The organism is Pseudomonas sp. PME37.24/006, assembly GCF_055556635.1.
Map to the genome: position 1 here is coordinate 219,607 of NZ_JBVHNL010000001.1, position 13,742 is coordinate 233,348.

General features: G+C 56.5%; 14 protein-coding genes. 9 read left to right on the plus strand and 5 right to left on the minus strand.

Annotated features, from left to right (window positions below):
* The first annotated feature begins 7 nt into the window (after positions 1–7).
* Together ACZ3GY_RS01020 and ACZ3GY_RS01025 are read left to right on the plus strand one after the other, a co-directional pair.
* On the plus strand, positions 8–772 hold the full coding sequence (locus ACZ3GY_RS01020) for an ABC transporter ATP-binding protein (RefSeq protein ID WP_042553331.1): 765 nt from the start codon (positions 8–10) through the stop codon (positions 770–772).
* Positions 773–1,006: 234 nt separating this feature from the next.
* Complete coding sequence (locus ACZ3GY_RS01025) at positions 1,007–1,741, plus strand: oligogalacturonate-specific porin KdgM family protein (protein ID WP_465908632.1); 735 nt, start codon at positions 1,007–1,009, stop codon at positions 1,739–1,741.
* Positions 1,742–1,990: 249 nt separating this feature from the next.
* On the opposite strand, the gene ACZ3GY_RS01030 is transcribed toward ACZ3GY_RS01025, so the two are convergent.
* Both ACZ3GY_RS01030 and ACZ3GY_RS01035 read right to left on the minus strand, forming a co-directional pair.
* Positions 1,991–2,734 (minus strand): FadR/GntR family transcriptional regulator, encoded by a 744-nt coding sequence (locus ACZ3GY_RS01030; protein WP_465908633.1) that lies wholly within the window; start codon positions 2,732–2,734, stop codon positions 1,991–1,993.
* Between the two features lie 251 nt (positions 2,735–2,985).
* Positions 2,986–3,489, minus strand: coding sequence for a GspH/FimT family pseudopilin (locus ACZ3GY_RS01035; RefSeq protein WP_084305362.1), 504 nt, complete (start codon positions 3,487–3,489; stop codon positions 2,986–2,988).
* Positions 3,490–3,646: 157 nt separating this feature from the next.
* On the opposite strand from ACZ3GY_RS01035, the gene ACZ3GY_RS01040 reads away from it, so the two are divergent.
* The 7 genes from ACZ3GY_RS01040 to thiO all read left to right on the plus strand — a co-directional run bounded on the left by ACZ3GY_RS01040 (position 3,647) and on the right by thiO (position 10,453).
* Positions 3,647–4,093, plus strand: coding sequence for a GspH/FimT family pseudopilin (locus tag ACZ3GY_RS01040; RefSeq protein WP_465908634.1), 447 nt, complete (start codon positions 3,647–3,649; stop codon positions 4,091–4,093).
* The gene (gene pilV, locus ACZ3GY_RS01045) at positions 4,093–4,584 is read left to right on the plus strand and encodes a type IV pilus modification protein PilV (protein WP_084305125.1); all 492 of its coding nucleotides are present in this window, start codon (positions 4,093–4,095) and stop codon (positions 4,582–4,584) included. The genes ACZ3GY_RS01040 and pilV overlap by 1 nt, the downstream gene beginning before the upstream one ends.
* On the plus strand, positions 4,571–5,284 hold the full coding sequence (locus ACZ3GY_RS01050; RefSeq protein ID WP_084305123.1) for a PilW family protein: 714 nt from the start codon (positions 4,571–4,573) through the stop codon (positions 5,282–5,284). The genes pilV and ACZ3GY_RS01050 overlap by 14 nt, the downstream gene beginning before the upstream one ends.
* A 10-nt stretch (positions 5,285–5,294) precedes the next feature.
* Positions 5,295–5,771, plus strand: coding sequence for a pilus assembly PilX family protein (locus ACZ3GY_RS01055; protein ID WP_244158162.1), 477 nt, complete (start codon positions 5,295–5,297; stop codon positions 5,769–5,771).
* A 22-nt stretch (positions 5,772–5,793) separates the two neighbouring features.
* Positions 5,794–8,901 (plus strand): pilus assembly protein, encoded by a 3,108-nt coding sequence (locus ACZ3GY_RS01060; RefSeq protein ID WP_465908635.1) that lies wholly within the window; start codon positions 5,794–5,796, stop codon positions 8,899–8,901.
* An 11-nt stretch (positions 8,902–8,912) separates the two neighbouring features.
* Positions 8,913–9,293, plus strand: a complete 381-nt coding sequence (locus ACZ3GY_RS01065) for a type IV pilin protein (protein WP_279615855.1) — start codon at positions 8,913–8,915, stop codon at positions 9,291–9,293.
* 62 nt (positions 9,294–9,355) lie between these two features.
* Positions 9,356–10,453 carry a glycine oxidase ThiO gene (gene thiO / locus ACZ3GY_RS01070; protein WP_465908636.1) on the plus strand — a complete coding sequence of 366 codons (1,098 nt, stop codon included), beginning with the start codon at positions 9,356–9,358 and terminating at the stop codon, positions 10,451–10,453.
* 60 nt (positions 10,454–10,513) lie between these two features.
* Here the strand turns inward: thiO and ACZ3GY_RS01075 are convergent, their stop codons facing one another.
* The 3 genes from ACZ3GY_RS01075 to ACZ3GY_RS01085 are packed head-to-tail and all read right to left on the minus strand — an operon-like array spanning position 10,514 to position 13,683.
* Complete coding sequence (locus tag ACZ3GY_RS01075) at positions 10,514–11,854, minus strand: sigma-54-dependent transcriptional regulator (RefSeq protein ID WP_463563551.1); 1,341 nt, start codon at positions 11,852–11,854, stop codon at positions 10,514–10,516.
* A 4-nt stretch (positions 11,855–11,858) separates the two neighbouring features.
* Positions 11,859–13,451, minus strand: a complete 1,593-nt coding sequence (locus tag ACZ3GY_RS01080; protein WP_463563552.1) for a two-component system sensor histidine kinase NtrB — start codon at positions 13,449–13,451, stop codon at positions 11,859–11,861.
* Positions 13,441–13,683 (minus strand): PP0621 family protein, encoded by a 243-nt coding sequence (locus ACZ3GY_RS01085; RefSeq protein WP_465908637.1) that lies wholly within the window; start codon positions 13,681–13,683, stop codon positions 13,441–13,443. The genes ACZ3GY_RS01080 and ACZ3GY_RS01085 overlap by 11 nt, the downstream gene beginning before the upstream one ends.
* Between the last annotated feature and the right edge of the window lie 59 nt (positions 13,684–13,742).

Sequence of the window (13,742 nt, forward strand, 5' to 3'; positions counted from 1 at the left end):
CGCACCCATGGCCATGATCGAAGTGGATTCACTCAATCTCAGTTTCGGCGTCAGTGCGGCGCGCAATCAGGTGCTCTACGACGTCGCCCTGCGCGTCGAAGAGGGCGAATCGTTTGGCCTGGTCGGCGAGTCCGGCTCGGGCAAGACCACGGTGCTGCGCTGCCTGGCCGGTCAGTACCGGCATTGGGAAGGGCATCTGAGCGTTGCCGGACGGGGCCTGCGTCACAAGCTGGATTTGGCACACTTTCGTCAGGTGCAGATGGTCTTTCAGGACCCCTACGGCTCGCTGCACCCGCGTCACACCATCGACTCGGCCCTGAGCGAGCCGCTCAGCGTGCACGGCATCGGTGATCGCGGGGATCGGGTTACCTCGATCCTCAACAAGGTCGGCCTCAACGACAGCTTCCGCTACCGCTATCCCCACCAGTTGTCCGGTGGCCAGCGTCAGCGGGTTGCCATCGCCAGGGCGCTGATCCTCGAACCGCGAGTGCTGCTGCTCGACGAACCGACCTCGGCCCTCGACGTGTCGGTGCAGGCGGAGATCCTCAACCTGCTCTCCGACCTGCGCGAGCAGGAGGGGCTGACCTACCTGCTGGTGACCCACGACCTGGGCGTGGTCGCCCACCTCTGTGACCGGGTTGCCGTGATGCAGCACGGGCGCATCGTGGAAACCCTCGACACCGGCCTGCTGGCGCAGAACCGTGCCGAGCACGCCTATACCCAACTGCTGGTCGATGCCAGCCGTGACATCGGTGCCGTTGCACCGCCTTGATGACGTAACCCGCAAGCCTCAGGTGCCCACCGAAACCTGAGGCTCTGCACCGCGCAATAGCGCGAGCTCCCCTGCCGATTTTCTGAAACGGGCTTCCAGGCCCGCGACACGGACTCGCCTGCGCGATGGCAAACACAGCAATTCGAACATGCGGACAAAGCGCTGCAGGGCGGCGCTTTGCCTGAAAACCGGGCAACACAAACTCAACCCATAGAAAACAACAAGAAGATCATCATGAATAAAAACACTCTCACTCTGCGTCTACTCGTTTGCCTGCTGTCCACTGCCGCTGCGGGCAGTGCTTTGGCCGACAGTGCCTCGATCAACTATCGCCACCAGTTTCTCGACGATGACCGTATGCACTCCGACCGGGTCAAACTCTCTTACCGCATGGACAACGGCCTGGGTTTCGAAGGCGAGCTGAAGTACCGCACTGCTGGCGATCGCAAGGACGTCGCCTTCGATAACACGGTGTCTAGCGGCCACGAACTGACCACCAGCTACCAGTACAAATACAGCGCGATGTCGACTTGGCAGCCGGCGATCCAGCTGGACAGCAACGAGAACGGCACGACCTACAAGTTCGGCCTCAAATACACCCGCAAGCTCAGTGACCAGTTCTATGTCGCCGCCCGCTACCGCTTCGATGCGCTGAAGCTGAATCGTGACCGGATCGATGAGGACGTACCGGATCGCGGCTCCGACAACCGCAATACGCAGCGCTACGAGGGTTGGCTCGGCTACACCCCGGCCGGCAAGCTGTCCTACGAATACCAGTACATCTACTTCGACACCGACTACATCCGCTACGACAACAAGAAGAGCGACTACGAGCAGAACCTGGCTGTTAAGTACAAGCTAGACAAGTCCTGGGCTCCCTTCATCGAAATCGGTGATATCAAAGTCAGTGCCACTGATGATGATCGCCAACTGCGTTTCCGGATCGGGGTGCAGTACAACTTCATGTAAATGAAAAACGCGCCTAGGTGCGAATAACGGACGCCCGAGGGCTCTGCATCGTGAGATGAAGAGTCCGGAGGCGTCCGTTTTGCGTTTTGCCTGTGATGAGCTGGGCGTATAGCCGCCAATGTAGGAGCCCGCTTGCGGGCGAGGCGATGGTGGCCGCGCCCAGATATCGAGGTTGCCGATTTATTCGCCGTGGGGGGCGGCGCCTTGATTCAGAGGCAGGCCGTCGCTTTGTGCAGCACGCGCGGTGTTTCAGGCGCGGCGCTGAGCCCTGAGCAAGCGTTCACGGCTGTTGATCAAGTGCAGTTGCATGGCGGCCCGGGCGCAGTCGACATCGCCACGGGCGATGGACTCGTAGATCATCTCGTGCTCGATGCTCAGGTTTTCCTTGTACGCCTCGCCGTCCTCGTGGGCCTTGTAGGCCGAGTTGAACTTGTTGCGCGGGATCTGCTTGGCCCCGAGGTGCTTCATGATGTCGAGCAGGTGAGAGTTCTGCGCGGCCTTGGCGATCTTGATATGAAACTGAAAGTCCGCGCTGATTGGCAGGCCAGCCGGCAATTGCACAGCGCCCTGCTGCAGGGCATCCAGTGCGATACGGATCTCCAGGAGTGACTCTGGCGTGCGTCGTTGCGCAGCCAACCCTACCGCGGCCACCTCCAGGCTCATGCGCAGCTCCAGCAGTTCCAGTACATCCTGGGCCGTACTGATCGTCGCAGGCCCAAGCTGCAGCTCCGGCGCTGCCGGCATATCGCAAACGAAGGTACCGACACCCCGGCGAGTCTCCACCAGTCCCGCCACCTGCAGGCGTGACAGCGCATCACGCACCACCGTCCGGCTGACCCCCTCGGCCCTCATGATATCCAGCTCGGCCGGCAGCTTCTCGCCGCGCTTGAGCGTACCGTCGCGCATATGCTGGGAAATCTTCACCACCAGGTCTTCAGCCAGGCGGCTGCGCTGCTTGCGCGGTGGAAGCGTCCAAATCGGGTTGTCCTGCATCATCGATCCGTTGTTGTTTCGTTATCGGCATACGACCCCAGTACTGGCAATTTGGTCGCATCGAATGACAGGCGGAGATAGTAGCAGTACTACACGCTGGAAGGTGCTGTAGTACTGGCGCGTTGCTCGCTATTCGTCAGGACGATCTGTATCGCATGGATCCGTGCCGTATTGACAATCAAGACCTCTGTAGTGAGGAGGATGGGCGAAACGGATACCCGCCATTTGGATACATCTGAATTGTTTCCTGGCTATGGGCATCCTGTTTTCATTGCACTCATTCTCAGGCGTCCGCCGCTAGCTAAAATCAACTTCGAAGATTTCGTCTCGACCCGAGGTGAGCAGACGACCAGGCTTCCGGCTTGAAAGGCACCGCTCTTCTGATTTGGAAAGCCTTGCGCTGAAAAGTGGATATAACGTGCCATCGATCCATTGCCCTGGATCTGTACCCGATTGGCCAATTTGCGTTCGATGAACATCGGCCCGGCATCATCTCGTGAAATGTTGCGGTAGCGGTCCTGGAAAATTACCCAGCCGTTACCCCAGTCGTCCTCCAGCGCCTTGATGGTTACCCCGGTTTGTTCGACCACTGCTCTGGTGCGTGCATAGCGGATGGCCGTAGCGAGATCACGAGTGGTGTTTTCCAGCCGATGTCGATCAAGCATGCCTGCGAATGCGGGCATCAAGGACATGAGTAGTGCGACCAGTGCAAGGCCGATCAGTACCTCAGGCAGTGTCATTCCGTTCTGTTTCATCTTTTTCCCATCCTTGGGCTAATGCTGAAAGCGAGTGCCATTCGCGAATCGTGGTGCGAGAAGCGCTCATGCTCCAAAAACGACCGTATGTCCATGCCGGTCATACTGGCGGCGATCTGCCTCTATATAGTAGCCAAGTAATTTATGGAGGAAGCCCATGAGGCGTTTTTTGCACGGGTTCACGCTGGTGGAGTTGATGGTGGCGCTAGCGTTGGTGGGGATTCTGGCGACTCTCGCCGCGCCTGCATTTCAGGGGGCGATGGAGCGATCCAGGGCCGATTCGGATATCAATGAGTTGAGAACAGCGCTTAGTTTCGCGCGCCTTGAGGCCATCAATAAAAGCCGCTCGATTACTGTCGCTGCCGCAAACGAGGGTTGGGCGGCGGGAATGACGGTGAAGCAGGGTGATACCGTTGTTCGTGAGTTTTCGGCGATGAAAGACGGCGCTCAATTGGACGCTGAGGACGGCGAAACCGAACTCATTTTCGATAATCTCGGTGGTGTAGAGGATGATGGAGTGAACTTTGATTACACTCGGGGCAGTACCACTAAAATTTTAAAACTTTGCCCTACCGGACGAATCCTGATGGCGGGAGATTGCTAATGGCCGGCTCTCTTAATTATGGGCGTGAGCGTGGCGTTACATTGATTGAAGTAATGGTGGCCGTTTTTATTACCGCCATTGGTTTGCTCGGGGCGGCGGCTTTACAACTGAATGCGTTAAAGTACACGGACAGTGCCCGTACAACCTCTCAAGCTACTTTTATAGCCTACGATATTTTGGATCGCATTCGGGCCAATGCAGACTCAAGCACTCTGAATAATTACGATATGACGAGTATAGCGAGCCCCCCTTCAAGTCCTTCGACTATTCTCGAGCACGATCAGGCCGACTTCGCCACCAATGTCGGTAATCTTACTGGGGGAGAGGGCTCTATCGCAGTTACTGGCACTACGGTTACGGTAACCATTACATGGTCGGAGTCGCGCGCCAATAAGGCAGCTGGCGGAGGAAACTCCGGTGAGCAAGGGCAGATCCAGATTACATCCGAAGTTGCAGTGCCGGCGGTGGGAGCATCGAATGAACAAGGCTGAAAAAGGCTTCGGTCTGGTTGAGGTGATGATTGCGGTGACCCTGGGTATCGTAGTGGTATTGGGCATTACGCAAATATTTGCCAGCGCCAAACAATCCTATTTGACTCAGGACGCCAGTTCGCGACTCCAGGAAGACGCACGTTATGTGCTAAGCCGCATGGTTCAGGACATACGCATGGCTGGAATGTTCGGCTGCCTGCCTGTCAGTGCGCTGGCCAACCCACAGGATGATTTTGCCTTTCCCATTCAGTGGAATGAGAGCGAGAAAAAACTTAGCCTGGTTACAGCCAGTGTGGCAGACGGTCTAGCAGGCAGTTCCAGTTCGACCTGGACGATAACGACGGATTGCCTGACAGCGGGAACAGTGCATGACGGCTCGGCAAATCCAGGAGCAGGAGAGCTTGCATTTCCCATCAGGAAATTAGCATACGAGTACGACGCAGATTCTGACACGCTGTTCGTTGCTTCTGGTTCAAGTCAGGCTCAGCCTTTGGTGAGCGGCGTATCTGACTTTTCCGTCAGTTTTGGGTTGGCGCCTAATGCAGGCGATACTTATGTAACGGGTACTTATACGGGCACAGTAAGTGATGCTGCGTTGATACGCAGTGTTCGCCTTTCGTTGACGATGACTGATGCCGATGGTCGCGCGTCTAATCAGACTTACACTGTTGTGGCCGCGCTACGTAATCGCCTGCCTTAAGGTACACACTATGAAACGTTCAATGAATAAACAGAATGGTATGGCGCTGTTCGTCAGTCTCATTTTTTTGTTGTTGCTGACTATTATCGGTGTTGCTGCGATGCGGGGCGCGGGCATGCAAGAAAAGATGGCAGGTAATACCAGGTTGAAAAACCAGAGCTTTCAATTAGCCGAAGCAGCGCTACGTGAAGGTGAAGGCGTAGTTGCAAATGGAAACCCCAGCTGTAGCTCCTGTGGAGATAATGGTTGCAGGGGGCCTGATACGACAACTATAACTTCCAGCGCTGCTGGTTCTAGTGCCGCTTGCGATACATGGTTCACGGTTTCGGGAAATAATACATATTATTATATACAGCTGCTCGGGACATCTTCGCGGGTTGCCAGTCGCGTTAATGCCAGTGGGGGATCAGCAACGCTTTATCGAATAACAGCTGTCTCCGATGTGGGCAATGCACGCACCGTACTGGAAAGCGTATATGCAAGATAATTATTTTCGGGGAATTCGAATCATGAAGCGTTCATTTTTAGTGGGGATTGGCTTTTTATTAACGGCTTTCCTGTCAGCGCCTCTCTATGCGTTTACTCCTGTTCAGGCGCCCATTCTAAGTGCGACGGCGGTCACGCCGAACGTGATGATCCTGCTCGATAACTCCGGCAGTATGGATAGCATTATTTGGCATTCTGGCTACGTTGACAGTACTACGTATGCGTCGATAGATCGTTGTGTTGGTACAAATAACCGGGGGGCATGTAACAACTGGGGAACGGTTACGGTTGATGATACTTACTACCTCGGCAGCGTCTTGCAGTCGACCTGCTCTACGGGATACCGGTTGTTTCGCACTGGTAATACTCAGCGTTGCATGCTGATGCCAGATCCTGTTGGCGGTGGTAGTACTCGATACAAGGGTAATTATCTTCGTTATCTGGTAGTAAATAATATTGCGGCGTCAGCTATCCCGACGGATTATCGAATGAACGTGGCGCGTAAGGTTACGACCGACATCGTCACGAATAATCGTGGCCTGCGTTACGGACTGATCACCTTCAATGCGCCCGCCGGTCAAGACAGCGGGCCAGGCGGTAGTCTTCGCCGTGAAGTGCTGGACTTTTCGCGTTCCGTAGGACCCAGTGGGGCAGAGCTGGTCAGCCAAACCCAGGCACAAAACAACTTTGATGCATTCAAAACTACGGTTGCTGGCGTAACGGCCACTTCCAACACACCGCTTGCGGAAACTTACTATGAAGCTACGCGGTATTTTCGTGGTTTATCCCGTTTTCAAGGGATAACCACTGTCGGTGTGGAGAATAATCTTTATAAAAGCCCCATTCAGTACCGTTGCCAGGCTAATTTCGGCGTCGTGGTGACTGATGGGTTGCCTACCTTCGATCAGACTTTTCCAACCAACGATCCCCAAACTACGGCTCGTACTGGTGCGGGCAGCCTGCCTAACTGGGATGGTGTGAATAACGACGGCACTGGCGGTGACGGTGAAGGTGGGACGCTGTACCTGGATGATATCGCCAAGTTTGCTTATGACATTGACTTGCGTAATACCACGGATAAAGACTTGGCAGGCAAGAGTTTCAATGCTGCACCTTTCCAGAAGCAAAACATGAAAACCTATACAGTGGGTTTTGCGACCGCGAACCAGATGCTTTCGGACGCGGCACGGTATGGCCAGGGGCGTTACTTTACTGCAAACAACGCTGACCAACTTAACGCAAGCCTGAGTCAGGCCATCAATGAGATTGCGGCTACTGCGGGGTCTGGTGGTGCTGGTGCTTCGAGCTCCGCTACTCTGACTACGTCTACTTTTTACTACAAGACGCTCTATGATCCCAAGGATTGGCGCGGAACGATCGAGGCGTATAAGCTGGATCCCAAAACAGGGCGAGCAGCGGCTGCTCCTATATGGACGACGGATACGACCATTACACCAGCTAAGAATGGAGCTAAGTACCAGACATACAAAAGTGGAACAGGCGCTAGTATCGTTTCACTTAGCTACAATAACCTTTCCGCTCCACAAAAGGCTCAAATTGATGCCACGGTTACCTCTCCTCTGAACGGTGCGAGCCTGATTGAATGGCTGAAGGGTACCAATGCGACTGGGTTGCGAAATCGTACGGTTTTGCTTGGTGATATCGTCAACTCCACTCTGGAGCGCGCTGCGCCTGAGGATAAAACGGCTTCGGGGGACAGCACCTACACGGCTTATCTCGAAACTAAAAAAAGCAGCATGACCAGTAGCTTACTGGTCAATGGTAACGATGGTCTCTTTCATGTAATCAATGCCAATAACGGCAGCCATCGCTATGGCTATATGCCCTCGGCGCTGCTGTCATCCTTGAGCATAGTGGCAAAGGAGAACTATGCGACCAGTGGCTCGCACCGATTCATGGTGGATGGCCAGATTACTGTTGGTGATGCACAACTCAATAATAAATGGTCGACCGTAGCGGTCTCCGGAATGGGTGCCGGTGGCAAAAGCATGTTTGGTGTGAAACTCTTCGGGGCCGATGGTGGCGACACCGTTGAGGCACTCTGGGAAATCTCCCCACCGGCGACCAATACGCCATCCAATAAGCTCAATGACCTAGGTTATACCTACTCTAAACCGCTGATTGCGCGTAACAAAGAGAATGAGTGGGTTGCGGTATTTGGTAATGGTTACGGAAGCTACGATGGCAAGGCGGTACTTTATGTTGTCAAACTGTCCGATGGCTCTGTATTGAGCAACGTTGTTGTCGATGCGAATGACAAAGGCACTGCTGCGGAACGTGCCAGCGGCAATGGGCTGTCTTCTCCACAGGCTGTTGTCAACGCCCAAGGTCAAATTGAGAAGATTTACGCAGGCGATCTTCGCGGTAACATGTGGGAGTTCAATGGGGCCGCATTCACAGCTTCCAAGTTGTTCGAGGCGGGGGCTGGGCACCCTATCAGCGCGCAGCCGCTCATTGTCGATCACGAAGAGGGGGGGCACCTCGTGTTGTTCGGTACGGGCAAGTTCAATGAAGTGGCAGATAAGGTAGACAAAACGCAGCAGGCTTTCTATGCAATCTGGGATCCATCCAATTCTGTGGGCGCCATTCAGAAAAGCGAGCTGCTGGCTCAGTCTATTACCAAAGAAATTACCGAAAATAATGAAACTTATATAGAAACCAGCGAGACCCCAGTGGACTGGAGTGCGCATAAAGGCTGGTATTTGCCTTTGCAATATGGCAACACGCAGCAGGGGGAGCGTGTGATTTATCCGGCTCTCACCACCTTGGGGCGCGTGGTGTTCGTCACGGCCAAGGTCGACGCCAATGATCCTTGCGAAAGCAATGGTTCGGGTCGTTTAGTTGAATTGGATCTCTTCAGTGGCTCGATGCTTAATTATGCGGTGCTTGATACTAATGGCGATGGAAAAGTCGACGATAAGGACAAAAGGGTTTCCGGTGTTAATCTTGACGGTGGCTTGCCTGGTTTGCCAGTAATTATCGACCAGGGCGATGAGAAGACAACTCAAACCAAGATCATTTTGCTGTCCAGCGGCGCGGTAAAGACCCTTGACGAAGCCGGGCGCCGCTCCTCAGTGAGTGGGCGTATCATGTGGCGTCAATTGCAATGAGGCGAGTATCGATGTCCCAGAAAGGATTTACGCTTATCGAGCTGATGGTGACGGTGGCTATCATCGGTATTCTCGCTGCGATCGCTTATCCGAGTTACACCGAATATGTGAAAAAGACCCGGCGTGCCGAGGCCGCCAGTTTATTGCTCAATACAGCCCAACTGGTAGAGCGGCATTACTCGCAAAATGGCGCTTACACTGACGCCATCCCGGATGAGGGGATTATAGACGGTATCTTCACCGTTACCTTTGGCGATGGGGAGGCCGGTGATGGTGGTTACTTGCTGACAGTGACCTCAGCCGGCGTATTGGGCGGAGACGATTGTGAGTCGATGACCATCAATGCCATTGGGGCCAAAACGCCTGATAACGATAAATGCTGGCGTCGTTAAAGCTGTAAGCTCGGTTTGATCTAGGGGAGGCATTGCCTCCCCTTTTGTTTTTCGGGGATGAGATGAGTGGTAGTCGCGTTTTGGTCGTCGGTGCGGGTGCAATTGGCCTGCTTTCGGCCTATTTATTGGGCCGTGCGGGTATTCCGGTCAGCGTTCTGGATGCTCAGGGTGCGGGGCAGGAGGCTTCCTGGGCGGGGGGCGGTATCGTTTCTCCCTTGTATCCGTGGCGTTACAGCCAGCCGGTAACGGCCTTGGCGCATTGGTCGCAGGATTTCTATGCACATTTTACCGAGGAGCTGGTTCCGATCAGTGGGATCGATCCCGAGGTTTATGTTACCGGCCTGTATTGGCTTGATCTCGACGATGCTGACCAGGCGCTGAACTGGGCAGCTCGTGAGGGGCGAGTTTTGCTCGATGTGCCGATTGCCGAGGTTGAGGCTGCCGTTCCCTTGGGAGCTGGTTTTTCCCATGCGCTGCACATGCCAGGCGTTGCTAATGTGCGTAATCCACGACTGGTTCGTTCGCTGCGCGAGGCATTGTTGAGAATGCCAAATGTCTCTCTACATGAACATGTGCCGGTCACCGACTTTATCCGTGAAGGGCGCCAGGTAGTTGGCGTACGCAGTCCTTCTGGTGACCACTATAGCGAGCGGATAGTGGTGGCGGCAGGCGCATGGAGTGGTCAGTTGCTGGCGCAGCTTGGGTTGCATTTACTTGTCGAGCCAGTGAAGGGCCAGATGATCCTGTTCAAATGCGCGGAGGGTTTTCTGCCAAGCATGGTGCTGGCCCGCGGGCGCTATGCCATTCCGCGTCGCGATGGCCATATTCTGATTGGCAGTACCTTGGAACACGTTGGCTTCGACAAAACGCCTACCGAGGGCGCGCTGGCCAGCCTGCGCGCGTCCGCCGAGGAGTTATTGCCGGCGCTGAAGGAGGCCGAGGTGGTGGGGCACTGGGCGGGCTTGCGGCCTGGATCGCCCGAGGGCATTCCCTTTATTGGCGAAGTGCCTGGTCACCAGGGGCTGTGGCTGAACTGCGGGCATTACCGCAACGGGTTGGTGTTGGCGCCGGCGTCCTGCCAGTTACTGGTGGATCTGATGCTGGGGCGTGAGCCGATCATCGATCCTGCTCCTTATGCACCGTCCGGGCGGTTGGCGTAGCGCCGTCAGGCACGATCGTCCTGGGTATCGCTGCGCTCAATCGCAGGCTACGGTCGTTAGCTAGTCGATCCCCAGCTTCTTCAGACGATAGCGCATCGAGCGAAAGCTCAGGCCCAGGCGCTGAGCGGCGGCGGTGCGATTCCAGCGGGTTTCTTCGAGAGCCTGCATGATCAGTTTGCGCTCGACGTCTTCCAGGTAGTCTTCGATGTTGTCGATCTGCGCCAGGCTGGCATCGCCGTTTTCGCCTGCCGGTGCGGCGTCGGCCAGGCGCAGGTCGTTGGCGCAGATCACGTCGCCCTCACACAGTGTGTAGGCGCGCTCCAGCATGTTTTCCAGTTCGCGCACGTTACCGGGAAAGCGGTAGCTCTTCAGCTTGTCGAGGGCTGGGCCATCGAGCTTCACGGGGGGCAGGCCAATGCCTTCGTTCAGGCGTTTGAGCATCACATCGGCCAGCAGCGGAATGTCCTCGCGACGTTCGCGCAGTGGCGGCACGCGCAGTTCGATGACGTTGAGGCGGTAGTACAGATCCTGACGGAAGCGCCCGGCAGCGACTTCGGCGGCCAGATCCTTGTGGGTGGCGCAGAGGATGCGGGTATCGACCACTACCTCCTGCTGGCCACCGACGCTGCGGATGGCTTTCTCCTGGATCGCGCGCAGCAGTTTGACCTGCATGGTCAGCGGCAGATCGGCCACTTCGTCGAGGAACAGGCTGCCGCCGTTGGCTGCCTGAAACAGGCCCTGCTTGTCTTCGATGGCACCAGTGAAGCTGCCTTTCTTGTGACCGAAGAACTCACTTTCCATCAACTCCGACGGAATGGCACCACAGTTGACCGGTACGAAGGCGCGTTCGCGGCGTGGCCCTTGTTCGTGAATCAGGCGCGCTACCAGCTCCTTGCCGCTGCCGGACTCGCCGCTGATATACACCGGTGCCTGGCTGCGTGCCAGTTTTTGGATCTGTGCCCGCAGGGTGCGCATGGGAGGGGATTCGCCGAGCAGCCTGCTGGCGCCGGGTTGTGCGTCGTCATCGTCACCTTCACGCAGGCGTAGGGCGGTGGTCACCAGTTCGCGCAGGCGGCCGAGATCGACAGGCTTGGTGAGAAAGTCAAAAGCGCCAGCCTTGAGGGCGTTGATCGCGGTATCCAGGCTGCCGAAGGCGGTGATCATGGCCACAGGTGTTTGCGGATAACGCTGCTGGATGTGTAGCACGATATCCAGGCCGGTACCGTCCGGCAGGCGCATGTCAGTCAGGCACAGATCGAAGGGTTCCTTGGCCAGCCATTCGCGCGCCTCCTTGACGTTACGGGCGCTGCGCGTATCAAGCTTCATGCGCCCGAGGGTGATCTCCAGCAACTCGCGGATATCGGGTTCGTCGTCGACGATCAGGGCTCTCTGGCGGTTCATCGGTTCAGCTCATCTTTCGCGGATGCGCGAAGGTAATGCGGAAACATGCACCGCTGCCTTCGCGTGATTGGTAGTGAAGGTGAGCCTGATTGCTTTCGCAAAGCTCGCGGGAAATATACAGGCCTAGGCCGGTGCCTTTGTTTTCCGTGGTGTAGAAAGGCTCGAAGATGTGATGCAGTTGGTCTGGCGGCACGCCCGGGCCGTCATCGAGCACCTCGAGCACGGGCAGATCACTGCGCTGATCGCGGAACAGTTTCAGCCATACCTGGCCCTTGGGATTGTGCTGGGCGCTGTAACGCAGACCGTTTTGTACCAGATTGGTGATTACCTGAGTCAACTGGTTGGGATCCATGCGGGTCTGGATGCTACTGCCTTCGATGGCCAGGTGGAGGACTTTCGAGGCCGGCGCCGTGCTGCGAAACTCCGCGGCGAAGCGATGCAGCCAGTATTTGAGATCCAGCAGTTGTGGCTCTGCCTGACGCCGCCGGGACAGCTGCAGGACGTTCTCGATGATCAGGTTCATGCGCCGGGAGTGATCCTGGATGATCTGTGCCAGACGCAGATCCGGCCCATGCAGGTCTTCGGATTCCTGCAGCAGTTGTGCGGCGTGGCTGATGGCGCCCAATGGGTTGCGAATTTCGTGAGCGATACCGGCGGTCAACCGGCCCAGTGCGACCAGTTTGAGCTGCTGGGCTTGCTGGGCGATCTGTGAAATATCGTCGAGTAGGATCAGCGTATGGCGCTGCCCACCTCGTTGCAGGGCGATGAAGCTGGGTTGCAGAGTCGGGCCGTCGGCGCGCGCCTGCAAGCTGGCCGGGCGTAGGCTGGTGTTTTCCAGCCAGTACTGCAGGCGTTTGACCAGCTCGGTGCAGTGCGGGTCGAGAATCTTGCCGGACAGGTGTTCTTGTCCAAGCAGATCCAGGGCGGCCTGGTTGGCCAGCAATACGCGATGCTGTTCGTCCACCACCAGAATGCCGGTACGCATGCGCTGCAGGATCAGGTTGTTCAGGGCTTCGAGATCGGCTACATCCGCGGCACGTTGCTCGGCGAGGTTCTCACTGACTTGCAGGCGCCGGGTCACACCTTGTACGAACAGCGCTGCAGTGAAGCACAGAGCACCCAGTGCGCCAGCTTGTACGTACTGACTGCTGGCCTGCGGGTGGCCGAGGCTGAGATAGAAGGTCAGGTAGATCAGGCCTATCGCCGCGCTTGCCGCGATCAATATGCCGATTCGGCCACGCAAGAGGATATTGGCGATCGCCACCGCAACGATCAGCAGGTTGCCAATACCACTTGGTGTTCCGCCGCCTGCATAGAACAGGGCGGACAGCAGGATCACGTCGGCCAGGGCTACGCCAAACACTTGAACCAGGCTGCGTGGGTTATGAGCGATCAGCGCGACAAAAATGTTTAGGATTAGATACAGCCAGCTAGCGCCCCGGAATAGCGGCACGTGCGCGAGCTCGAGCAGTTCTGCATCCAGGTCTGCGGAGACAAGCAGAACCAGCAAAACGCCGATCAACAGCCGATAAAAGTGATACAGCCTGAAAATACGCCGGCCCTGAAGGCCGCTTAGCGCAAGAGCTCTAGTGGGCACCGGGCTTCGGGCCTTGTTCGAGGTGAGCCTGGCTGCAGTACCAGCGCTGTGCCAGTTGTATCGCGTGCTGCTGCGGCGTGTGCACGCCGCAGTAGGCGCAGCGCACCATGGGTGCCGTGGTTTCTGTGGGCGGAGGCGTCTGGCGCCGACGTCCACCACTGACGTAGCGGCGCCACACCCAGATAGCGGCAAAAATGATGGCAATCCAGAACAGCAGGCGGAACAGGCCCATGACGCTCTCTTCATATAGAGGAATGCGCCAGTTTAGCTAAGGAAGGGAACGGCGGACAG

Excerpts from the sequence above, each read along its gene's own strand:
- ACZ3GY_RS01020 (WP_042553331.1), top strand. The coding sequence starts at position 8 with ATGGCCATGATCGAAGTGGATTCACTCAATCTCAGTTTCGGCGTCAGT.
- ACZ3GY_RS01025 (WP_465908632.1), top strand. The coding sequence starts at position 1,007 with ATGAATAAAAACACTCTCACTCTGCGTCTACTCGTTTGCCTGCTGTCC.
- ACZ3GY_RS01030 (WP_465908633.1), bottom strand. The coding sequence starts at position 2,734 with ATGCAGGACAACCCGATTTGGACGCTTCCACCGCGCAAGCAGCGCAGC.
- ACZ3GY_RS01035 (WP_084305362.1), bottom strand. The coding sequence starts at position 3,489 with ATGAAACAGAACGGAATGACACTGCCTGAGGTACTGATCGGCCTTGCA.
- ACZ3GY_RS01040 (WP_465908634.1), top strand. The coding sequence starts at position 3,647 with ATGAGGCGTTTTTTGCACGGGTTCACGCTGGTGGAGTTGATGGTGGCG.
- pilV (WP_084305125.1), top strand. The coding sequence starts at position 4,093 with ATGGCCGGCTCTCTTAATTATGGGCGTGAGCGTGGCGTTACATTGATT.
- ACZ3GY_RS01050 (WP_084305123.1), top strand. The coding sequence starts at position 4,571 with ATGAACAAGGCTGAAAAAGGCTTCGGTCTGGTTGAGGTGATGATTGCG.
- ACZ3GY_RS01055 (WP_244158162.1), top strand. The coding sequence starts at position 5,295 with ATGAAACGTTCAATGAATAAACAGAATGGTATGGCGCTGTTCGTCAGT.
- ACZ3GY_RS01060 (WP_465908635.1), top strand. The coding sequence starts at position 5,794 with ATGAAGCGTTCATTTTTAGTGGGGATTGGCTTTTTATTAACGGCTTTC.
- ACZ3GY_RS01065 (WP_279615855.1), top strand. The coding sequence starts at position 8,913 with ATGTCCCAGAAAGGATTTACGCTTATCGAGCTGATGGTGACGGTGGCT.
- thiO (WP_465908636.1), top strand. The coding sequence starts at position 9,356 with ATGAGTGGTAGTCGCGTTTTGGTCGTCGGTGCGGGTGCAATTGGCCTG.
- ACZ3GY_RS01075 (WP_463563551.1), bottom strand. The coding sequence starts at position 11,854 with ATGAACCGCCAGAGAGCCCTGATCGTCGACGACGAACCCGATATCCGC.
- ACZ3GY_RS01085 (WP_465908637.1), bottom strand. The coding sequence starts at position 13,683 with ATGGGCCTGTTCCGCCTGCTGTTCTGGATTGCCATCATTTTTGCCGCT.